15 protein-coding genes are annotated in these 23,097 nt (G+C 36.3%); 8 read left to right on the top strand and 7 right to left on the bottom strand.

Annotated features, from left to right (window positions below; translation table 11 throughout):
- Positions 1–38: 38 nt before the first annotated feature.
- Positions 39–992: a sensor histidine kinase gene (locus tag I6F44_RS06180; protein ID WP_121954139.1), complete on the bottom strand. Its 954-nt coding sequence runs from the start codon at positions 990–992 to the stop codon at positions 39–41.
- A 200-nt stretch (positions 993–1,192) separates the two neighbouring features.
- On the opposite strand from I6F44_RS06180, the gene I6F44_RS06175 reads away from it, so the two are divergent.
- Together I6F44_RS06175 and hemH are read left to right on the top strand one after the other, a co-directional pair.
- The gene (locus tag I6F44_RS06175; RefSeq protein WP_121954140.1) at positions 1,193–2,521 is read left to right on the top strand and encodes an HD domain-containing phosphohydrolase; all 1,329 of its coding nucleotides are present in this window, start codon (positions 1,193–1,195) and stop codon (positions 2,519–2,521) included.
- Between the two features lie 74 nt (positions 2,522–2,595).
- Entirely contained in the window at positions 2,596–3,615 is a 1,020-nt protein-coding gene (hemH, locus tag I6F44_RS06170; RefSeq protein WP_007583511.1) for a ferrochelatase, read from the top strand.
- Between the two features lie 433 nt (positions 3,616–4,048).
- Here the strand turns inward: hemH and I6F44_RS06165 are convergent, their stop codons facing one another.
- From I6F44_RS06165 to I6F44_RS06140, 6 genes are all read right to left on the bottom strand, one after another.
- Positions 4,049–4,369, bottom strand: coding sequence for a hypothetical protein (locus tag I6F44_RS06165; RefSeq protein ID WP_010555512.1), 321 nt, complete (start codon positions 4,367–4,369; stop codon positions 4,049–4,051).
- A gap of 9 nt (positions 4,370–4,378) precedes the next feature.
- The gene (locus I6F44_RS06160; RefSeq protein ID WP_165722942.1) at positions 4,379–5,122 is read right to left on the bottom strand and encodes a nuclear transport factor 2 family protein; all 744 of its coding nucleotides are present in this window, start codon (positions 5,120–5,122) and stop codon (positions 4,379–4,381) included.
- A 251-nt stretch (positions 5,123–5,373) separates the two neighbouring features.
- On the bottom strand, positions 5,374–6,117 hold the full coding sequence (locus I6F44_RS06155; RefSeq protein WP_024591141.1) for a ferredoxin--NADP reductase: 744 nt from the start codon (positions 6,115–6,117) through the stop codon (positions 5,374–5,376).
- A gap of 514 nt (positions 6,118–6,631) precedes the next feature.
- Positions 6,632–8,230: an ABC-F family ATPase gene (locus tag I6F44_RS06150; RefSeq protein ID WP_010555514.1), complete on the bottom strand. Its 1,599-nt coding sequence runs from the start codon at positions 8,228–8,230 to the stop codon at positions 6,632–6,634.
- Positions 8,231–8,522: 292 nt separating this feature from the next.
- A complete protein-coding gene (locus I6F44_RS06145) occupies positions 8,523–9,263 on the bottom strand; it encodes a substrate-binding periplasmic protein (protein WP_197173450.1) in 741 nt (246 codons plus the stop codon).
- A gap of 7 nt (positions 9,264–9,270) precedes the next feature.
- The gene (locus tag I6F44_RS06140) at positions 9,271–10,011 is read right to left on the bottom strand and encodes a substrate-binding periplasmic protein (protein ID WP_197173449.1); all 741 of its coding nucleotides are present in this window, start codon (positions 10,009–10,011) and stop codon (positions 9,271–9,273) included.
- A gap of 196 nt (positions 10,012–10,207) precedes the next feature.
- Here I6F44_RS06140 and I6F44_RS06135 point away from each other — a divergent pair, with 196 nt between their 5' ends.
- The 6 genes from I6F44_RS06135 (at position 10,208) to I6F44_RS06110 (ending at position 23,096) form a co-directional block, all read left to right on the top strand.
- A complete protein-coding gene (locus I6F44_RS06135) occupies positions 10,208–11,452 on the top strand; it encodes a UPF0149 family protein (RefSeq protein ID WP_197173448.1) in 1,245 nt (414 codons plus the stop codon).
- A 703-nt stretch (positions 11,453–12,155) separates the two neighbouring features.
- A complete protein-coding gene (gene dptF / locus I6F44_RS06130; RefSeq protein ID WP_197173447.1) occupies positions 12,156–13,748 on the top strand; it encodes a DNA phosphorothioation-dependent restriction protein DptF in 1,593 nt (530 codons plus the stop codon).
- 3 nt (positions 13,749–13,751) lie between these two features.
- Positions 13,752–15,044 (top strand): DNA phosphorothioation-dependent restriction protein DptG, encoded by a 1,293-nt coding sequence (gene dptG / locus I6F44_RS06125; RefSeq protein WP_197173446.1) that lies wholly within the window; start codon positions 13,752–13,754, stop codon positions 15,042–15,044.
- The gene (dptH, locus tag I6F44_RS06120) at positions 15,025–21,675 is read left to right on the top strand and encodes a DNA phosphorothioation-dependent restriction protein DptH (protein WP_197173445.1); all 6,651 of its coding nucleotides are present in this window, start codon (positions 15,025–15,027) and stop codon (positions 21,673–21,675) included. The genes dptG and dptH overlap by 20 nt, the downstream gene beginning before the upstream one ends.
- Positions 21,665–22,531 (top strand): phosphorothioated DNA-binding restriction endonuclease, encoded by an 867-nt coding sequence (locus I6F44_RS06115; protein WP_197173444.1) that lies wholly within the window; start codon positions 21,665–21,667, stop codon positions 22,529–22,531. The genes dptH and I6F44_RS06115 overlap by 11 nt, the downstream gene beginning before the upstream one ends.
- Positions 22,524–23,096: a hypothetical protein gene (locus I6F44_RS06110; RefSeq protein WP_197173443.1), complete on the top strand. Its 573-nt coding sequence runs from the start codon at positions 22,524–22,526 to the stop codon at positions 23,094–23,096. The genes I6F44_RS06115 and I6F44_RS06110 overlap by 8 nt, the downstream gene beginning before the upstream one ends.
- Position 23,097: the final 1 nt, after the last annotated feature.

Below are 23,097 nucleotides of genomic sequence, written 5' to 3'. Positions count from 1 at the left end.
ATTAACTTTTTATTTACATTGTGGTTTTGCTCGTTTGTTTACGCTTTTAAAGGTAATAGGCAGCGGATGGTCGTACCTGTCCCTAATGTGCTGTTAACTTCTATTTTTCCGCTATGATCGCTCACCATAGCGTATACAAGTGTCATACCCATACCGGTACCTTCTCCAACTTCTTTCGTTGTATAAAAAGGGTCAAACATATGCGCTATTGTGTCTTCACTCATTCCACAGCCATTATCTTTTACCTCAATACAGATATTTGTGTCTAGTTCAAAAATATTCACCTCAATAATGCAGCCTTTTTCTAAATCAAGCTCGCATGCTTGCCAAGCATTCATTAATAGATTTACAAAAATTTGATTAATTGATGATAAATTACACCAAATAAGTGGTAGGGGTTCAAACCGCGTTTTTATTTCGCATAATTTAAGTTTGCTACTTAATAATCTTAAAGCATTATTAGCACCCGTTGTTACATCGGTTAGTTGTTTATCTTGCGAGGAGGAGGGGTGGGCAAAGTTTAATAAGTCATGCACAATTTGTTTTATTCGTTTGAGCCCTTCAACGCTGTCGTTAACTTGTCCCTGCAAATTGTTATAAAGCCACGCATACGGATACTGTAAATTGAGTATGTCGATTTCGTGTTTAAAACGGCTTTCTTTAATTTCATTGTTTAAGTATTGCTCGTTAAGTTTTAGCAACGTGATAAGCAAAGGGGTAGAATTTTGTAAGCTTTCTATATTACTCATTGCATAGGCAAGCGGGGTATTTATTTCATGGGCTACGCCTGCACAAAGCGTTCCTAAGGTTGCCATTTTTTCGGTTTGCACAAACAGCATTTGCTGATGTTCTAAATCGGCTACTTTTTTTTGTAATTCATTATTTATGGCAACTAAAACGGTGCTTTTATCTTTGAGTAATTGTTCTGCGGCCAAGCGCAGCTTTTGTTCGTTTAAAAAAGCACGTTCAAAATTACCATCTGATCCATTCATTCCTTTCATCCATATAGATAACTTTATACTTAACGTTTAGTCGTCTACATGCAAATTTGCAACTTTAGTGTGAGTATTTATCTACTTATAGATAATAACCGCATTAGGTGACTCCTACTCTATATAAAAGGTAAGCATAAACAGGTCACGGATGTTTTTTTAAGCTATTATTTAGCCAGAAGTAATTTAAAGGCGGCGCAATGACTCAAGTAACACCAAACACACCCATGAATCAGGTTGATGTACTTTGTATTGATGATGACGAAATAGTACTACGCACGTTAACACGACTACTTGAAGTAAATGGCTTAACGGTTATTGTTTGCGATAATCCGCAAAACGCATTAACACTTTTTAAAAATCATGAATTTGGTTTAATTATTAGCGACATGCGGATGCCAGTAATGAACGGCGCCGAGTTTTTAGAAAAAGCGCGTGCGCTGGCACCCGACACTCAGCGCATTTTATTAACCGGTTACGCCGATATACAAACAACCCTAGCGGCTGTTAACCAAGGGCAAATAAATGGTTATATTCAAAAACCATGGCAAAACGACTTATTACTTCGAAGCATTAAAGATAGCCTAGAAAAATTTGCGCTAAAAAAGCAAAACAAAAAATTAGAAACACAAGTTAAGGCACAAAACCAAGAACTACTTGAGCTAAACAACACGTTAGAGCAACGAGTAGAAAAACGTACCTTACAAATTAAACAAGTTTTAAAAAAGCTAGAAGACGCCAACGAGCGCGAAAAACAAGAGCACAAATCAACCGTTGAGCTGCTATATAATTTTGTTAACGCAAACCCTTACCTTGATGGCAACAAAGCACAAAATATTGCAAATACCTGCACACAAATAGCGCTTTACTTAAACCTGTCGCAAAAAAGCATCGATCTTGCCCCAATGGCGGGTTATTTAGCACAAATAGGTTTGCTTGCTATGGATCCTGAACTTTATAAAAAACCGCTAAATCGGTTAAATGAGCAACAACGTAAGACCTTTTATACTCACCCAAGTACAGCACAATTAATGCTAATGCCAGCAATACATTTACACGATTTATCGGATGCTATTTATTATCAGTTTGAACGTTTTAACGGAAATGGAATGCCCAAAGGCCTTGCCGGAAACGACATACCGATAGGGGCTATGGTATTAGGGTTAGCGCGCGACTATTGGGATGCGTTTGAGCAGAGCAATGCAAGCGATGAAAAGCAGCGCCACGAGGACGCACTCGAAAGTGTAAAACTTTATAGTGGTTCGTTTTACCACCCTAAAATAGTTCGTGCGCTTGAAGCAAGCCATGCAAAACTACACGAACAAAAAAGTTCAGCAGGATCAGTACTAATTTGTAATGCTCATGAACTCAAAGATCAAATGATACTCGGCCATGCTCTGCACAGCCATTCGGGTATAATGCTGCTGCCTAAAGGTCATGTGTTTAGCCGCAAATCAATAGAAAAACTGCAGCAACTAGAATCTAAAAAACCAGCCCCATTTAGAATTATGGTTAAAACTGCTAAATGATTGATCTAAACGGCAGTTTTTTTCGTTACAATGTGCATAAAATACATTATTGAATTTGCTTGAAGGAGCACTCTGTGTCGCGATTTTCTGCGGTTACTGACAATCCCCATGATGGGCGTTTTAACCAAAAAACGGGAATACTACTTACTAACCTAGGTAGCCCTGATGCACCAACAGCTGCTGCGCTTCGTATATACTTACGTGAGTTTTTATCAGATCCACGCATTGTAGAAATACCACGCCTAGTATGGATGATAATTTTACATGGCATTATTTTGCGTGTGCGCCCTAAGCGTTCGGCTAAATTATACGAAAGTATATGGACCGAAAATGGCTCACCGCTTACTCACATTACTCGCCAACAAAGCGTAAAGCTAAATACCTTATTAAAAGAGCAAGGTTATACCAATACCGAAGTAGTAATGGCTATGCGCTATGGTAATCCCTCAATAGAGGCTGGCCTTGAGGAGCTTCGTGATAAAGGCTTAACGCGTATTATTATATTGCCAATGTATCCGCAATATTCTAGCCCAACCACGGGTTCAACGTTCGATGCTGTATCGAGCGTACTGCGTAAATGGCGCTGGGTGCCAGAGCTGCACTTTATTAATGGCTATCATAAAAACACCCGTTATATTGAGTCACTTGCTAATAGTATTAGTGAGGATTTAGAAGCGAATGGTATGCCACAAAAAATTGTTTTTTCGTATCACGGTATGCCTAAACTATTTTTAGAGCGCGGCGATCCGTACCATTGCCTATGTTTACAAACCACACGCTTAGTTGTAGAAAAACTAGGCCTTGATAAAGACAAAGTAATTAGTACTTTTCAAAGTCGATTTGGTAAAGCCGAGTGGTTAAAGCCATATACCGATGCAACGCTTGAAGCCCTGCCTGATGAGGGTATTACCGATGTAGCCATTATCAGCCCTGCTTTTAGCGCCGACTGCCTAGAAACACTTGAAGAGCTAGAAGGCGAAAATCGTGAAATATTCGAAAACGCAGGCGGCAAAAAGTACCGTTACATAGCGGCACTAAACGACAGAGACGACCATATAGAAGCTGTGTTTGATGTTATAAAACCTATGTTGTAACCCAAGCTTACTAAAGTATATAGCTAAATATATTTCGCATTAAGCGGTGTTAAAATTAACACCGCTTTTTTTGTTTTTAGGGCTTTTAAAATATTTAGTTAATTAATTCACAAAGAGCTTAAGAGACGCTGCGCTTTTAGAGTAGTGATAAAACATAAATATACTGGTTTTTGTTTTTAGCTTTTCTCATTTACTCCTCTTTTACTTCTCATTGTGCAAATAAAAGCTTTTAAATAGCTAATTAATTCACAAAGAGGTTAAGAGGCGCTGCGCTTTTAAAGTAAGTGATACATATTGGCCGATCTGGTTTTTCTCAGTTATTACTGATTACTTTATCTTTGTGAAAGAAATTACTTATACTTTTAATAATAATTAAAATAAATAAAAACGCATTGTGGAAGGGGGAGAATACCTAAGCAACAGCAATTAAACGCTATCGCTTAAAGTATAAATCAATCGCTTTAGTGAGGAGCTCGTCGAGTTGTTCTTCAAATTCTTCAATATTAATATCAAAGTGCTTTAAGTAAGCCCGAGCCTGCACAAGGGATAAATTACGGCTGTTAACGCTATATTGTCGCTCGTCTATGGCTTTATCGTAACGAGGTAAAAATACAAATTGGCCATAAAATGGTGACTTAATATGTTTATTTGCAAAACGACAAAAATCTTCAACATGCTCAGCACCCTTAGGGCCAAGGCAACCGGGCTCGATGCGATACATTAAGCGAATTTTTTTGTCGTCATTTATTTGCATATAAAGCCTTTATCTAAAAAACAGTACGCGTACTATTTTTCCATCTTTAATTTGGTAACTCGAAATAAGTTCTGAACGTTTATCAACTACCTTTTCGTCAGTTGAGCAGGTTTCTGATAGTTCGTGATCAATCACTATATCACCGTGCACTATGCGCTTAATTGGTGATGAGTGAATACACTTTAACTTTTTAAACATTAGCCCATAACGTTCTATTAGTTTTTCTTTACCTTTAAATAATAGCTCATTAGGGAAAATATAAAACTCAACATCTTCGGCATATACCCGCAGAAACTCTTCAATGTTACGCGCGTTATAGGCTTTAACTAACTGCTCTACTACCGCAAGTGATTCGCGCGATTGCTTAGCTTTAGTTTGCTGCTTAACTGTTAGCGCTTCTTTTGCTTGCGTAACTGCTTTTTCAGCTTCGGCTACTGCCACTGCTTTTTCTATTTTATTTTTAGGCTTTTCAGTGGGTTTAATCTGCTCGTTACCTAATACTTTTGAATCGTCTGGTTTAGTCGCATCAATTGTTGGCTTTTTAAGCTCAGGTGCTTTGTATTCAAGCGTATTTACTTTGTCGTCAGCTTTAGCCTGAGTTGTTGATTGCTCATCTTCAACTTTTGGTTTTTCAACGTTTGCTTGAGCTTCAACTTGCTGCTCTTTTTGCTCAGGCTCGCTTTGTTCTGCGGCGTAAGTAATAAGTGCAACTGTAGTAATTAACGAGGCAAAAATAATAGATAACGGTTTCATAACTTTCCTAAAATGAACACTAAACACGTGTAATACCAATTACATTAAATAAGCGATCTATTATAGCGTCAAGAAAATAGCACAATAACAAGGCGAAAATTGTGACATATAGTTGTTCTATATGAATAACTTTTAACGCAGTTAGTGAGTTATTTAATGCGATAGAATGATCATATTTTTGATAATATTGGTATAAGGGTGCAACATAGCAAATTTTAACGTTATCGGGTAGTTAATACCACCACTGTAGCCTACCAGTACTGCTCTACAGTAATGTTACCGGGTGCTTTGCGGCGGTTACGCGTAAAGTTTTTATCGAGAAGTAGCGCTGTTGTGTCTTTTACCATTTGTGGATTTCCGCAAATCATAAATTGCGCGTTACTAGGCTCAGGGTTTAATTTTACATGTTCAAACAAGCCGTTGCTCTCAATAGCGTTAGTAATCCGGCCACTTAAGCCTTGTAATGGCTCTTCTCTACTTACAACAGGAATATAGTTGAGTTGCTCTGGGTACACTCTTAATAACTCGTTAATAAGTGCCTGATAGCTTAAGTCGTTATTAAAACGTACACCATGCACTAAGTTTATGCTTTTGTATTTTTTCCACACATCGGGCTGTTGCAATATTGATAAAAAAGGCCCTATGGCAGTGCCAGTACCTAACATCCAAAGCTGATCGCTTTGTGGTATTTCATCAAGGGTAAAAAAGCCAGTTGCGCGTTGTTCTATTAATACGGTTTCGCCAGGTTGTAATGTAGCTAAACGAGGAGAAAGCAAACCGTCAATAACGTTAATAAGGTAAAATTCAAGATCGGGATTTTCAGGGGCATTCACATATGAATAAGCCCGAGCAATACGCTTGTCGCCATCCATTATAGAAAGCTTTGTAAATTGCCCTGCTTTAAACGGCTCTACATTAGCATTAACGGTTAAGCTAAAGAGCGTTTCGCTCCACCATGTTACGCTTTTTACTGTTGCTTCAACCCAATTAGACATAGTTACCTCTTGGTTTAGCCATTAAAGTTTTAAATAACTCACTCCATAAACATTAGCATTAAGTGACAAAGACTTACAGGAGAATATGACTCGATTTAAAGCAGTAATGTATGCAGAATTTACCAATAAAATAATGTGAATAATTAGCTCTGCGATAAGAGCCATTAATTGCATAAGGAAAAGCGAAGCAGCAGTAACTAAGAAAAATAAAGTCAAAAAAACAGTGCTTTTTTATTTTATCACTCACTTTAAAAGCGATGCGTCTTATATCACCATTAGTGAATTATTTACTTGAAAAACTATTGCACTAGGAGAAGCCAAAGAGGAGTAAATGAGAAGAACCAAGCCAGAAACGAGTATTTTATCACTGACTCTAAAAGCGTAGCGTCTCTTAACCTCTTAGTGAATTATTTATTTAAGCCTTTATTAATTAATTTTATAGTTAAACTCAAATTCCACACATAAAAAAACGGCGCTAAATTTAGCACCGTTTTTATAAGCAATTAGAAAAAGTTTACGCTTTTTTCTCTTCACAACTTGCTAGGTATTCGTCAAACGTACCTTGGAAGTCGATTACTTTTTTATCTTTAATATCAATGATACGCGTAGCTAATGACGATACAAACTCGCGGTCATGGCTTACAAAAATAAGCGTACCTTCAAAGTCTTTAAGCGCATTGTTAAGCGCTTCAATGGCTTCCATATCCATGTGGTTAGTTGGTTCGTCCATAACAAGCACATTAACGTCTTGCATCATTAACTTACCAAATAACAGGCGGTTTTTTTCACCACCAGAACAGTTACGCGCTTTTTTGTTTGAATCGTCTGCTGTAAACAACAAACGGCCTAACATGCCACGAACCATTAAATCGTTGTGCTTAGCTGTACGCCATTGCGACATCCAATCAAACAACGTTAAATCGTTTTCAAAATCTTTAGTGCTGTCTTGCGGGCAATAACCAAAGGTCGCATTTTCAGACCATTTAATTTCGCCTTCATTACTTTTAAGCTCGTCTACTAAACAGCGTAAAAATGTAGTTTTACCCACACCATTTTCGCCAATTACAGCAAGCTTAGCGCCAGCTTCTAGTAGTAAGTCGCCACCAGTAAATAATGTTTCGCCATCAAAACCATGGCCAAGCTTATTAACTTCAAGCGCTTGGCGGTACATTTTTTTACCTTCGTCAAACGAAAGTGATGGGCTCATACGGCTTGAAGATTTAACTTCATCAAGCTTAATTTTATCCATTTTTTTAGCACGCGAACTCGCTTGCTTAGCTTTTGACGCGTTAGCACCAAAACGATTAACAAAGTCTTGTAGCTCGTCAATTTCAGCACTCTTTTTAGCGTTTTCAGCTAAAAGTTGCTCGCGTTGTAGGCCCGCAGCATCTAAAAACTTCTCGTAGTTACCAGGGTAAATACGCAGCTCGCCGTAATCAATGTCGGCCATGTGTGTACATACCGAGTTTAAAAAGTGACGGTCATGCGAAATAATAATCATCGTACATTTACGTTTGTTAAGCTCGTTAGCAAGCCACGTAATTGTATGAATATCCAAGTTATTGGTAGGCTCATCCAGTAGCAAAATGTCAGGATTTGCAAATAACGCTTGTGCTAAAAGCACGCGTAGTTTCCAACCTGGGGCAACGTTTGCCATTAACCCGTAATGAAATTCTTTATCGATACCCGCTTCAAGCAAAATCTCTTCAGCGCGGCTTTCTGCCGTGTAACCGTCCATTTCAGCAAATACGCTTTCAAGATCGGCTACTTTCATACCGTCGTCTTCGCTCATTTCTGGTAACGAGTAAATACGTTCGCGCTCTTGCTTTACTTTCCAAAGCTCCACGTCGCCCATAATTACCGCGTCTACAACGCTGTATTGCTCAAAAGCAAACTGGTCTTGGCTTAGGTTACCTAATTTCAACCCTGGAGTAATAGATACATTACCCGCACTTGGAACAAGCGCACCGCTTAAAATTTTCATGAAAGTCGACTTGCCGCAGCCGTTAGCGCCAATTAAACCGTAACGGTTACCGTTACCAAATTTAGCTGAAATGTTTTCAAACAACGGCTCTGCGCCAAACTGCATCGTAATATTTGCGGTGGAGATCAAAAAGGGTAATCCTAGATTAGTACTGACAGGAGTACGCTGCAGCAAAACGCCACAAACAAGAACCAGACAATAGGGTAAATTAGCTGGCGAATTATACAGATCAGCCACAACGAATGAAAGATAAAAGGTAGCTAATTTATAACCAAGCGAAAATAACGGCAATTCTCGTTTTTAAGCCACTATTTTTAGCGTGAGCGGTGATGCTTACTTACAGCGGGGAATATAAATAACCACTACCGCCAATAACATTAAATAAGTGTTGTAGCCAAATAACCACGTTATTGCCCATGCTTTAATGCACAGGCTGATAAATTAACTTTATAGCGGCCGCATTTTTGATAATTAGTTGATTAACCGTCGCCACGTCATCAAGAGTTAGCGACTCTTTACTTAGCATAAAATGTACGTTGTTAACGTTAATTGGTGTAATAGACTTTACCTGCGTAATTGAGGGGTGTTTTTTTACAAAGTACTGCGCAACAGCAGAGTCTTCAATAACATAGTCAATTCGTTTTTTATCTAACATGCTAAATCGATTATTTGCTTGAGCAGTAAGCACCACCTGTGTTGGATACTTAGTTTTTAACTGTTCAAGCTCGTTACCAAAAAAGCTCCCACGGTTAATACCAGCTGTAAACTTTTTACTAAAAAGCTCAGCTAAGCTTGTTACATCAGGCGTATCTTTATGTTTATAAAGCCGCATAACTTCGTCGCGGTAAGGCAAGCTAAAATGCGCATATTGAGCGCGTTGTTCTGTATAACTTGCCGCGTAGGTCATATCTACTCGGCCATTTTTAAGCTCAGCTTGAACACGCGAAAAACTCGGAAAATAAGTCCATTTAATACAAAATTTTGAATCTTTAAAAATAGCGTTTACAGCATCCACTTCTGTGCCTAAAAATGCATCACCTTGTTTTACAAGATAAGGCGGCCAATTAGTTTCGTTAGTGCCCATCACTAATGTTTTTGAACACGCAAGGGCATTAAAGTGAGTAAATAGCAGTGTAGTAAATGTTAAAAATAAAGTTTTCATTACACTCCTAGTATTTAAACAGCGCATTAAGTGCTGTTTTGTTTTTGTTTATATGATCATTAATTACTGCAAGCTCAGTAACCGACACCGTTTGTTTGCTAAACATTAAATAAATATCGTCTTTATTTACATGCTCAATATTGGTTACTAATTTGATATTTGAGCCTTTTTTGCCAAAATAAGCCCCCACTAACTCGTCTTCAATAGCAAAATCAATACGTTGCTTATTAAGCATTTCAAAGCGTTTACTGGTTGCACTGGTGTATTCAGTTTGCTTTTTATGCGTTGTTTTATATTGCTCAAATTCCTCGCCGTAATAGCTTCCAAAGTTAGCGCCAACGCTAAAGCCTTGTTTAAAAATATCTTCGAGGTTTTTAACGCTATGCTGATTATTTTTGTTTTCGTATAAGCGCATAACTTCAGTTCGGTAGTTATCACTAAAGTGCACATATTTGGCACGCTCATCTGTATAACTTGCAGCCCACCCTAAATCAATACGGCCGTATTTAAGCTCAATAAAAGCCCGCTTAGAATTTGGTAGTAACTTAACTTCAAAACAAAAAGGGGAGTCAGCAAATATAATGTTGAGTGCATCAACCTCCAAGCCTTGTAGTTTACCGTTAATACCCATTACATAAGGCGGCCAAAAAGCATCGTGCGATGCCACGCTAAAGGTTCTCTCACAAGCAAATACATTAAATGGAGCCGTAAACAGCAAACATAAAAATACGGTTATTAATTTATTCATTACGCCTCATAGTTATTATTTTGCTCATTATTACAACAGTATAAACCAGCTTTTGTATTTTAGCGGCGCGGGCTTGTTTAAATTTGTAAATATTTCGTTAAAAATTCATTTTTAGGATAAAGCAACTAAACTAGCGTTGTTGGTAACCTTATCTATGGGTACACTAATAATAAATTTATACATAGCAGGGCACGTTATGTCACCAGCCAAAATACGCAGTGATGTTATAAAACTCAGTGAATTAAGCACTAAAAAACCAGATTATTACTTTATCCAAGGCTACTTAATGGGATTAGGTGTATTACCTCAACTACTTGTTCCCAGTGAGTGGCACCCAGATCTATTTGGAGAGTTTAATATTCAAAACGAGACTGAGCTAAAATACCTCGAAAGCTTAATGGCTCTGTATAACCAAAGCATGGATAAAATAATTCAAAACGAATTAAAAATGCCAGCAAAATGCAGCCTATCTAAACAAGACTACCGTGAGTCACTAAAGCCGAATATGCCCCTACCAAATTACTGTAAAGGGGTTTTACAGGCGCTTAAAAATATAAATAAACGCATGCTCAATACAGAGCAAAAACGTTCTATAAACAGCTTTACTACAGTGTTAAAAGCATTTACAAGCCCCAAAATCGCCGCAAAAGAGTTTGGTGAATTTGCCCAATACAACGCCCAAGAATATAAACGTAATTATGTTTATTTTATGGCCGACGCTATTTTTGAATTGCGTTTTAGTAACGAGCGAGCAGTATTTGATGAAAACGAAGCCGAATTTAACAACCACTTTTTAGACGAAGAGCCAAATGAATTAGATGAATTTGATGAACTACTTGAACTAGTACTTGCCGATACCGAGCTAAAAGCACTTGAGCCAATGCAAATGCTTTTAGAAATAATGGAAAGTGGGCTCATAACAAAGCAGTTTATTAAAGACAACACCGGGTACTTTTGGGGTTTGCACGAAACCCGACCTTATATGATGCTTCGCGCGCATCGAGCAAAAATACACGCACTGCATGGTTATACCCAAAAAGCGCAATCAGAACTCGAAGAGTTATTAAAGCTAAACCCAAACGACAATCAAGCAAACCGCTTTTTATTAATGAACTGCCTAATTATTAATAAACAATGGGAAAAGTTAGAAGCGCTATTGGCCGACTTTGATTTTCAAGAACTACACACAACAGCAAGCCGTGCGCTAAGTGCTTTTGTAAAGCATGGTGATTCAAAACCAGCTAACGATTACAAAAAAATGCTCCAGCAGCAAAATAAACACTTTAGCAAAATACTCACCGGCCAAGAAAAACTAAAAGAACAACAGCCGCCATATTTCAGCCCAGGCAGTAAAGAAGAAGTAGCTGTTTACCTTGATTCGTTAGGTAAGCAGGCGTGGATTTCGGTGCCTGCGAGTCTTTTTTGGCTAAGAAAAAAGTAACAAAAAACGTTTAGCGTGATTTATATCGCGCTATACATAACGCAGATTCAATTTGAAGTGCATAACCGCTTTTAAATTTTTATTCAATTGCAGAAAGCACGCTTGGTAAGCGTGCAACATCAATGTCGCTTATGTTCGCAAAACGCCATACTTAAAATAATAAATTTCAAGCCCGTCAATTAACACATAACATTCAAAAATCATTGTGAATAACCTGCGCTTTATTGGTTTTACGTTGCCGTGTATTGTAACCGCCTACATTGGCGGCTAATTCATTAATGAGTACCTAATCACTCATTATTGGTATGTTGATATTTTAGAGCTAAAGCTTTTAGTTAAAGGTGAGCTTATGTCTCGTTGAAGGTAGCCAAAGGTTCTGATGTTTTTTGATTGAAATCTCACAAGGCATCCTAGGGTCGTAGTGAATGAAATGGAGCTCAGTTTTATTTTTTAAATTCTTTATTATCAAAAGCATATGTATAAAGTGTGAAGTACTGAAATAATTTACATTATAGTAAAGGAAAATACATTTTAGTAATAAATACCTAGCTTTTATTAGCTATATACTTAATAAATCTGTATTTATTAATTATGTTCATGTAAATTGTTTCTATATGAACACCAGATTAATGATTAGCTAGTTATTAATAAATAAACCATGGAGCGGTTTGCTAAACCGCACACCATTGGATAAAGGTCAATTATGCGGTTGAAAGAAGCCCTCAGCGTTTTATCAAAATCATCTCCTTATGCTGTATCCACAGAGCGCAGCACAAAGAACCAAAATGTATTAGATACTATAAAATCTTATTTATATATCCAAATGCCAATTGAATCAGCAGTAAATAAAGCTATCTCTTCGTTTGGCGCTAACGATAAAAAAGTACTGTTTTTATGTGGCAGTAGTGGCGATGGTAAATCCGAATTACTAACAAAAGCCAAAGTTGATTTTGGAACGCGCGTTAAGTTTCACTTAGATGCAACGCATAGTTTTGAACCTCATGGCACAGCTATTCAAACATTAGATAAAGTATTTAATGAGTTTGAAACGGCAAACACCCCCTTGGTTGTAGGCATAAATGCCGGAATGCTAGGTAATTACGCTGAGGAAGGTCAAAACCTATTAATTCGCAGTAAAATTAGCACTTACCTTAAAAATAAAAATGAGCAAGACGAAACAGTAATTTTTATAAATTTTGAAGATTATCCAAAATTTGAAATTAGTGACGAAGGTTATAAGTGTGACTTTGCTAAAAAATTATTAGAAAGAATCACGCAAAAAGAAAACAATATAATTCGGCAGCTCCTTGAAAAGGAAAAGCTCGAACAAAGCGATCCTGCATCGTTACGGTTAATTGCAAACTTCGAATTACTTAGCTTACCTTCTGTACAAAAGGTAATTATAGATTTGCTATTTAAAGCTCGCTTAATGAGAGATCAGTTTTTAACCGCACGAGCATTACTTGATTTTGTCCATGAACTTTTATTGGGGAATGGGTATTTATTCGATAATTTATTTGCCGGTGGCGATAATGAACTTGCAAATAAAATTGAAAACTTTGATCCAGCACATCTGCGTACTAAAGAAGTCGACCGTTTTATCCTTGCTTATGATCTAGGTTTACCAGATATCGAGTTTATGAATTTTAAAAACGCATTACATGTTTTTGGAATTAAGCATATTAATAGCGGTGCTCAGTATCTTCGTTTATTTTATCTGCTTAAATACGACGATTTTGCTAATGATTACCATAAAAAGTATTCAGAAGATTATAACGAGTCATTAATCGAAAGTTATATCAAGGTATATCAGTTACATAAATCTTATAGTGGCGATAGTAAGCAAAAAAATAGCTTAAAAGAGTTTTATAGAGATACTTTAATTTCCGCTATACGAACCTACATAAATCGAAATGCGCCAAAGTTGGGTAAAAAATTCTATTTACTCTCCGATTTCGGAGATTATCAAATAGCAGCTCCAGCTGATCTAGCCATGGATATCAAATCTATTATTGCTTCAACGACGACTAATAGTTCGTTTTTTAATGCGAAACTAAAGCTACAAGATAAACAGTTTAAGCTACCAATTAATATAAATCTGCTTTCTCTACTTATTAATATAAATAATGGCTATCGCCCGAATAAGCACGATAAAAACTCAGTGATACTTTTAGACGAATTAGCTTCTGAAATAATTCAACAAGCTAAAGCTGCTACAGAAATAGTTATTACAGGCATAGATGGTAAATATCACCTAGAGCTTGATGATGACGATATTATGGTAAGCGAGGGTTAACAAATGCCATTATTAAAAGAATTAAAACCAAAAAATAATAGTGCCGCTAGTTATTTTCCTGCTTCAACTAATAACAGCACAAATCACTATAACTGGAATACTGTCGTTGGTTTTTTTATAAAAAACTTACATAACATTAAACTTACACAAAAAGTCAGAACCCTTGATGATTTTAAGCAATTATGTAAAACGCATTTTGTAGAAAAGTTAGATGGCGAACCTTTTTGGCATGTTATCGAAAAAATGTATTTCGATAATCTGCAAACTTTTAACATAGCACCTGAAATGCAAACGTTAAAAGTATTAAACCCTGAAGAAAGTAACTCTGGCGACGAGCGTTTGTCATTATTATTTAATAGATTGATGGGTGATGTTGTAATAATTAATGCACCAGAATCTCGGCTTAACTTCCTAGAACAAGAAATAAAAAAAGTTTTCGACTCAGAAACAGAACAGGTTAGAAAATCACATATACCTCATACTTCTTACCTGCCATTTTTGTCAGAACAATTTCAACAAGACTTAAAGTTTCTAGTTAGTTACCCCGAGCATTTTTTACAAAATATCAAAGCATTTTTAAAACTGTACGGTTTCTTATATACGGCACAATTATCACTAAACATAAAAGGTTGGGCACAAAAGCCCGAAGTAAAACCTTGTTACTTTATTTTAGATAGTGAAAAAGCCAGTAAAGAGCGAACTAAACTGCAGCTTCACGGGCATAAACAAGTTGTTGAATCTAGCTACGCATTATTTCCTTACTTAGCATTAAACGAGAGCCTGCAAGATACAAAAAAGCAAATTAGCCCGTTATGGCAACTAGTTAATGAGCTAACCGATACTGATATTGAAACTTTAAATAATTACGCAGTCGTTTTTCATGATGATAGAAATTTAACGAGTCAACAGTACTTTGCATCGACAACAAGTGAGGCAATTAGTAATTTAATAAAGCTATTTACAGAGCAATTTAAAAAAGGTACCGGTCGGGAGGGGGCATTTCAGAAGTTTAATTCAGCGACCAGAGAAACCCTTATTAGACCATTTGAACAAAACCGTCGTCGAGCGGGATCATTTCTAATTTTAAACCAAGATTATTTACTGTTACTGACTAATTTATGTATCGGTCAGCACGAAAAACTGCGGCTACATGAGTTACTAATTGAGTTTCAAAAGCGTGGTATATTTTTCGATAAAAGTAGTGAAGAGTGTTTAATAGAGTTGTTTGAAAGAATGGGTAACGTAGAAAGAATGAGTGACAGTGGAGATGCAGTTTATGTCAAAAAAACTATATGAAGACTTTTTAGTTGAACATTTTTGTCAATGGGCAACTAAAGGGTTTGAGGGAGAAAGTCGCTTTCAGTTTCGTTCACCAGATAGCGATAACAGTTTAAAGCTTTATGAAGCAATGCTTCATAAAGCCGATACAACCGTTTCATTAGTAACAGATGACATAAATCAAACGCTTCCAGCAATTACCTTTGGTAATACAACGCTAATACCTGTTGTACATGGAGATAGTGACAAAGGGTTAAGTGAAAACTTCATATCGCACTTACGTGATTTAGTGTCAGCGCAGGATGGTCCTCTAAAAAATTGCGCACTGTTGGTTATACACAACTCATACCTAGATACACTAATAAACTCAGCACGGGATTTAGGTAAAAATGGAGAAGTGTGGCACCCCTCTACAATAAAAAAATCGTTAAGTGAGCTTATTTCGTCAATTAGTGGTACCGACAAAGTATCACAGTGTTTACTTGATCACCGTTTTAAACTAATCATTGAAGACGGTGCAACCATGTTTGGTTTTACTGAGCTTTATGATGCGTTAGACGACGGTATTATTCAATTTAGTGAGCTAGGTCTTTTTAACGATAATACGATTGTGAATTGGGATGATACAGATCAGATAGATAACCGATTATCGCAAAATCATCAGTTGTACGGCAATATTAGTGAGATTGTAGAAAAGTACCCTCAAGAGCTTGTAGAAAAGTTAGGTGACTTAGATCTTAGCGAAAAATTTGTAAACAGTAATTTTGGTGATGATCAAAATTGGGAAAAACTTGATTTTGGTGCAATTATTAAAGAGCGCCGCGACAATAAAGAAAACTTACTTGCTTTTGAAGATGAAACAATTGTAGGTCTAGATTTTATAGTGCGCGAAAACAAAAAAGAACGTCACTTAATAATTGAAATGCCTGCCGATAAAACAGAATTCAAAATAGAAGCTAGTTTTGTTGGTGGGAAAATTCAAAAAAATGAATTAAAACTACAGCATACAAAAGAGCCAATAGCGCTTGATGTAAACAACCGCTCTCAAAAACGAAGTGTTGCTGAAATTTCAGGTTTTTTTGATAATCAGCCACTTTATTTTAGTGTCGATTTTAAACGTGAAAAACCGCAAGAGCGTTTTAAATATAGAGTATTAGTTATACCACAAGGTAGTTTTTATCTTGACGACTTAACTGATAGCTTTTTACTTGCTACACACCCTAAAAAACAACTTATTACACTACAAACTAATGCCGGCACTTTAAAAATTGCAGAGCACGGAGAACTTGCTACTGTAACGCAATCAAATCAAACCTTTTCAGTTCAAGATGTTCAAACTGTCGATTTTTCAAAGTTTGCAAACGAAACAGACAGCTTAACGTTTGCAGTACAAAGTGGTTCTCATGTGCTTAATTTTGAGGTGGATGGCGCTGTATCGTCAGACACATTAAGCTTACCGTTGATTTTAGATACAAACCTTTTTAACCGTTTATACAACGATAACTTTAATGGCTTATATAACCGAGCAAAAGAAAAAGTTGTAATAGATGGAAAAGACCTGACCCCAACAGGAATGCGTAAATATTTGTTAAATTGGGAAGCAAAATTACAGGATGAGCGAATACTTGCAACTCAAGTTGCAAATAGACCAGAAGTCACTTTAGATAATATTAAAAACGCCTTCCCAGAATTATTTGCAGCTTATGATTCATTATTTAATTACCTAGACGAAAAAAAGGCGCTCATAAGTACTTGTTCTTGGGGCTCAGAATTTTTGGGCTTAGTGAATAGTGTTGTTAAGTGCTATTTATCTGAGGTTGAAAAATTAGAAACCAAATTACTGTTATCTCCGCAAGCTTTAATGCTAGTAAATATAGGTATTGCCGAGTTCGATGAGCAAGAGTATTTAACGCCTTTACACCCACTTACATTGGCTTATTTTGCACAACTAGTTACACGTGCTAGTGATGAAAACGATAATAGCTTTAATACCTTACCTAAAGCGACAATTAAGCGATTAAATGCAGAAGGTTTATTGCCTTTCGTATGGCACGCAACAGATGGCTTTGCTTATAACCAAGCGGTTGCTGATAATCGAATGTGGTGTAAATTTGTTTCAAATAAAAAAGCCGCTTTAACTTATGTACGCCCGTTAGTTAGACAAAAAGTAAGTGAGTTTACAAAAGCATTCGATGTACTGTTTGATAAAGGTGGTAAAGAGACCGTTTATATCAATTCAATTAATAATGGCAACAACACATCGTTATTTTTGGGCTTAGTCGACTATTTAAAAAAGAAATCTCTTGATGAAGCAAACCGAATTCATGTAAATATTTACGATAAAGAATTACAACGCACTTATTTTGATGACTTTGCTGATGCTCCAAGCTACGACGAGTTAAAAAATATAGCCGAGCTAGGTAGCGAAAAAGATAAAGCAGATGCCATTGCAGATATGCTTAAAAATCGTATCACCTATAGTAAATTTAAGTTAAGTGAAGACGATCCAATTTTTAAGTATGCCCATGTTAGTTTTGTCCGAAATGACACAACAGTAGAGCCTGTGCCCGTCGACATACTTGCAGAAAAAACAGGTGTTGCGTGCCATGGTTTGTTAGCTGGCGAAACAGCTTATCAAGAGCAAAATACTTACTTTACAACATTTGGGCTTAATAAACTGGATGTTGAAAGCACCGCAACTTTAAAGCTAAGCAGCCAATTTAATAACTTAGCTAAAGCAGCTTGGTGCGGACAAAAATACGAAACCAATAACGGATTAGCTTTAAAAGTTGCGGGTAAGCTATCTGAATTACTTGATAGCGTTTACGAAAACTCAGTGTGGACAATCATAATTGACCCTAAAGTTACCCTAGACTTTTTTAAAGGTCAAAAAGACACCGTACTGATCCATTACTCTGATAATTTTACAAACTCAGCAAATTACGATGCAATAACAGTTACTAAACGACGCGATCTATACGACCAAGTACTTTCTCAAGGGGTCGTAGGGTTAACCGATGAGTTTAATGCGTTTAATGGTGAATGGTTACTCAAAATGATCACCAGTAACGACAACGACCGTAAAGAGAAAAAAAGCATTATTGGTGCTTATAAATACGTAAATTGTTTATTGCATCAAAGCGATATTACGTGGGTGCCAATGAGCGTTGCTGAAATGATTCGCGTGGCTGGTAATATTGGCTTAAAAATGAGTGATAGTGACTTCTCTCGTTACTCACAAAACATTAAAAGTGGTGCCATATCTGACGACGTTCTATTTGTTGGCTTTAAAGGCACCAACATGTACTTATTACCGCTTGAAGTAAAAATTGGTAAAAAGCGAACTCACAGTAAAGGTATACAGCAAGCTAAAGAGCTTAAACGTTATCTGATAGAAAACTTGTTTGGACGTGATGACTTAGCAGGGCATTTATACCGAGGCTTGTTTATTCGCCAAGTATTAATGCAAGTTGATAAGTTTGAATTATACAAAGTATACGAGGGTGATTACTTTAACAAATTACAAAGTAACCGTGAGTGGTGGTTGCAAGGTGATTACCAAATTGCAGACGTAGAGAACTACCCGCAAGGCTTTATGATGGCATTTTTTGAAAATGCAGACTTTGCTAAAGAAGAGTTCACGCTTGAAGACAACATTCTGCAAATTATTCTGCCAAGCGCTAACTTAAACCGCTTTATAAGTACACCACTGCAAGATCTATTTAAAAATATTAAAGTAGAGTATTTATCTTATATAGATCAAAAGTACATATTAAATGGGGCAATAACACCTATAGAAGTTGTATTTAAAAAAGGTATAAACGACAGCTCTACTGATGATATCAATAAGCCAATTGAAAATGATAAAAGTGAAGAAAATACAACACCAAAACCAGCTAATGAAACGTTAGTAAATACAAAGGTTGTTGAACAGGAAAAGCCTAACTCTGATGTATTAACCGATAGCGGAGTTGAGTTTTTAATATCTAAATTAAATATAAAAATCTCTAATAAAATACCTAAAGCAGTTTCTTACAACATTATTAAGCTACTCGTTACTGATGAAGTGAAATCTTTTGAAATTGATAAAATCTATAATGAACACGTGACTGCTTACAAAGATATTTTATCTTTAGCAAATAAAACAGACGTTTTAAATTATGTAAAACTTAAAAGCAGAGCAAAAGAAGCATATCAATCTAATTACATTGAACAGCTTAAATTTATTAAAGCTGAGTTAGGTATTGAAGCAAATACTGTTGAGTTAAATTCTGAAAAAGATCTAAATGTTTTACCTCCACAAAATATTAAAAAATACGCCCTATCAACATTTTTAGAAGACACTGAAGAAGTTAATGGCGAGTTTAAATTTATAATAGAGAGAATAAAACAAGCTAAAGGCCGCACCATAACAATAAAAGAGTTTTTAGTGCTTGATGAGTCATGGTTTACTAGATTAGATAGAGTACAACTTAGTCATATAAGAGACTTACAACGGTTACAGTTCGTATATAAAGAAAAACTAGATGCATCAAGTAAAGCGATACTAGATGCAGGTTCGCAAGAATCTGATTTTAAAAAATTAAAAAATAAAGTTGTAACACTAAAAACGCCTTTATCAGAGTTAGACATTCCTGAAAAATGTATATTTATAACTGATATCCTAGAAAGAATTTATAAAACGCCACTAACCGTTAATGAGCTATTAACTGTTACTCCGCAGCGGCTGGAGTTTCACAGTGGAGTGACTAAAGAAATGATTGAGGCATTTAAAGCTTTTAAAAATGCTATTTTTCTAGATTCAGAAGACGACTCAGACGACCTCCAAAATAAAACCAGTGAATTACAAAATTTAGTCGCAGAAAAGCCAAAGTTTAGTGACGCTCGTAATTCAACTGTTGAAAAAACAATTAAGAATGAAAATGACACATCAACTAATGCTGAGTCGGTTACAAGTAAAGAAAGTAAACCTAAAGCAGATGATGTCAAAGCTGAAGATGAATCAGCACAAAAACCTAAAAAACACATAAATATACCTGAAGATATAAGTTCAAAAATTCATGAGTGGGCAAAAACAGCCTATTATGACGACCAAGAAATGTTCGATATTTTCATAAACGAGCAAAATAACGCGTATCTAAAATTACAAAAATTATCTTCAGAAGTTGTACCTCCTTGGTCTTTAGATGCAATAAAAACATATTCTGCAGATAAATACAGTGAAGACTTTGAAGAACAACTTAGAGAAATCGACAGGCAAATAAAATCATTTATTAAAATTGATGATATAAAGCTATCTGATTTTCCTGATAAATTAAGAGAATTTAAACAACAAGCAAGAGAATCATTTCCAGGGAATTATAGCCAACAGTTGATTGCTATTAATAGAGAAATCGACTTAGTTACCAAGTACGACAAAGACCCAAGTTTATTGATAATTGATGAAAACGCAGTAGAAAAACGTGAAATAGCTGAAAAAACGCCATCAACTATTGTTGCTCAATCAACCTCAGAAGAGCCACTAAAGGTACTGATTGGTCATGTAGTACAAAATAACGAACCGGTTTATTGGGAGCCAACTAATACCGCTAAATTCATGAATACCAACTCAGGTATTATAGGCACTATGGGTACTGGCAAAACACAGTGTACTAAATCGGTAGTTACGCAGCTTTATCGCAATCAGCATAATAATGTTGATGGTAAGCCAATAGGTATACTCATTTTCGATTATAAATCCGATTATGTTGATGAAAAATTTCTAAGTGCAACTAACGCTAAGAAATTTAAACTGTTCAAACTTCCATATAACCCTTTAAGCCTATTTGGCGATACGCCAATGCTACCAATACATACCGCAGCAGGCTTTTCTGAAACTATGGCGAAAGCTTATGGTTTAGGTAAAAAACAACAACTCAAACTAGAAAACATTATTCTAGAAGCTTATGACTTGGCTGGAATTAGCCCTGAAAACCCAAGTACATGGTCGAAACCAGCTCCTACTATTGAAGATATTTGGCAGTTATTTTTAAACCAAGAAAAAGTGGAAGAAGACTCACTTTATGCAGCGTTATCTAAGCTAGCTCGCTTCAAAATTTTTGAAGAACAACCTGAAAAAATGACAAGCCTCTATGAGCTTATCGACGGTATAACCGTGATTGAGCTGGCAGGTTATCCTAGTGAAATCCAAAACTTAATAGTAGCGTTAACACTTGATTTGTTTTACTCGCAAATGCAAAAACAAGGTAAGCCACAAGTACAAGGCGACTTTAGACAGGTTACTAAACTAGTACTTGTTGATGAAGCCGATAACTTTATGTCGCAAAACTTCCCAAGCCTTCGCAAAATATTAAAAGAAGGCCGTGAATACGGCGTGGGCGTTATTTTATCAACCCAAGATATTACCCATTTTAAAACCAGTGAGAATGACTATTCAGCGTACATTTTAAGCTGGATTGTGCATCGTGTTGCGCAAATAAAAACCCAAGATATTAAAGGCATATTCAACAAAGATGATAAGTCTGAGCAGGAGCTCCTGATGAAAAATATCCGTGAACTTGAAAAACATACCAGCCTTTATATTGATGGTGAAAAACAAATTAAACGCATTAAAGATAAAGCGTTTTGGGAGTTACTTAATGACGCCTAATGAACTACGTGCCGCCATACTAGGTGTTAAGCGTTGGAATCGAGGGGACGAGCGTGCGCCTAATAAACCACTCATGATGGCTTATGCGCTTGCTGGATATATTCAAGGTCATGGGCAAATGTTTAGCTATGAAGATGAGGTGGATAGAGATGTTCATCTTTTACTTAAACGTTTTGGTCCTTCTCGTAAGGCTTATCATCCTGAGTATCCCTTTTGGCGATTAGTAAACGATGGAATATGGCGTTTAAACAACGCTGAAAATTGTATCCTGAGCAGTAGTGATGACGCTAAAAAATCAGAGTTAATAAAGCACCAAGTTACAGGTGGGTTTAGCAATGAAATTTATGAATTACTACAAAACGATACACAACTTGCTATAGAGCTGCTAGAAACGATACTTTCAGAAAGCTTTCCTGAAAGTATCGTCCCCGAAATTACAGCTCAACTTGGTTTAGAGTTTACTTTTAAACAAGTGCAAAAACGTGATCCTAACTTTAGACGAGAAGTACTCAATGCCTACAATGGGAAGTGTGCGATTTGCGGCTTTGATGCGCGTATAAACGACGATTTATTTGCTCTTGAGGCTGCGCATATTAAATGGAAGCAGTTTAATGGCCCCTGCACAGTTAATAATGGTTTAGCACTTTGTTCTATTCATCATAAAGCTTTGGATAAAGGAGTATTAGGGATAACAGGTGATTATAAGATTAAATTGTCACCAATACTCACTATTTCAAATACCTTCGACTTGTTTCATCGTTTTGAAAATAAAAGTATAAACATGCCTAGGAATAAAAGTGATTCACCAGCTTATGAGCTGCTTCTTTGGCATGAAAAGGAGGTGTTTATTGGCTGAGTATAAGTGTTTTTTTTCTAAAGTAATGATAAAAACTTGTTCATTATTTAAAGAGGTCATTATGCCCAAGGCATTCCATTTTCTTAGGGTAACAAAAGAGTTTTTTATAACTATTTTATTCTCCCTATCACCAATACTTCTGAGCGCTTTGGTGATAGCTAGTTTTACAGATAAAGATTTTTTGGGAGCGGTTAAGGAGAACTTTAAGAGTGGTGAGGTATTTATATATACAGCGGCATTCCTAGCCCCATATATAGTAAATAGACTTAGTGAGGGGACTAAAGGGATTTTCAAAGAACTGATTTTCTATATTTTTTGGGCTGTATTATTGAGCGGTGCATATATTTTTATATTAATTAGAATTGAGACTTTGTTGAATAACACACTAAGAATAGAAGCAACAACTTTCAGTTTTGTTAGCAATGCTGTCATTTTACTCACTGCCTTTATTTGGTATTACAGTGTTTGGCCGAATCACCACAAAACACAGACCCCACCTTATAAACAAAATGAAAAAGATATGACGGATTTGAATAAAGCCCTTGATAAAAAGTTAGGAGGTTAGA

The organism is Pseudoalteromonas sp. NZS11_1 (assembly GCF_015864275.1).
In the GTDB taxonomy this organism is placed as follows: domain Bacteria; phylum Pseudomonadota; class Gammaproteobacteria; order Enterobacterales; family Alteromonadaceae; genus Pseudoalteromonas; species Pseudoalteromonas arctica.
This window is presented reverse-complemented; position numbering and strand designations above follow the sequence as displayed.

Coding starts and splice junctions, on each gene's coding strand:
- dptH (WP_197173445.1), top strand. CDS start 15,025: ATGTCAAAAAAACTATATGAAGACTTTTTAGTTGAACATTTTTGTCAA.
- I6F44_RS06140 (WP_197173449.1), bottom strand. CDS start 10,011: ATGAATAAATTAATAACCGTATTTTTATGTTTGCTGTTTACGGCTCCA.
- I6F44_RS06160 (WP_165722942.1), bottom strand. CDS start 5,122: ATGAAACCGTTATCTATTATTTTTGCCTCGTTAATTACTACAGTTGCA.
- I6F44_RS06145 (WP_197173450.1), bottom strand. CDS start 9,263: ATGAAAACTTTATTTTTAACATTTACTACACTGCTATTTACTCACTTT.
- I6F44_RS06115 (WP_197173444.1), top strand. CDS start 21,665: ATGACGCCTAATGAACTACGTGCCGCCATACTAGGTGTTAAGCGTTGG.
- I6F44_RS06155 (WP_024591141.1), bottom strand. CDS start 6,117: ATGTCTAATTGGGTTGAAGCAACAGTAAAAAGCGTAACATGGTGGAGC.
- dptG (WP_197173446.1), top strand. CDS start 13,752: ATGCCATTATTAAAAGAATTAAAACCAAAAAATAATAGTGCCGCTAGT.
- I6F44_RS06175 (WP_121954140.1), top strand. CDS start 1,193: ATGACTCAAGTAACACCAAACACACCCATGAATCAGGTTGATGTACTT.
- I6F44_RS06165 (WP_010555512.1), bottom strand. CDS start 4,369: ATGCAAATAAATGACGACAAAAAAATTCGCTTAATGTATCGCATCGAG.
- I6F44_RS06135 (WP_197173448.1), top strand. CDS start 10,208: ATGTCACCAGCCAAAATACGCAGTGATGTTATAAAACTCAGTGAATTA.
- dptF (WP_197173447.1), top strand. CDS start 12,156: ATGCGGTTGAAAGAAGCCCTCAGCGTTTTATCAAAATCATCTCCTTAT.
- I6F44_RS06180 (WP_121954139.1), bottom strand. CDS start 992: ATGAATGGATCAGATGGTAATTTTGAACGTGCTTTTTTAAACGAACAA.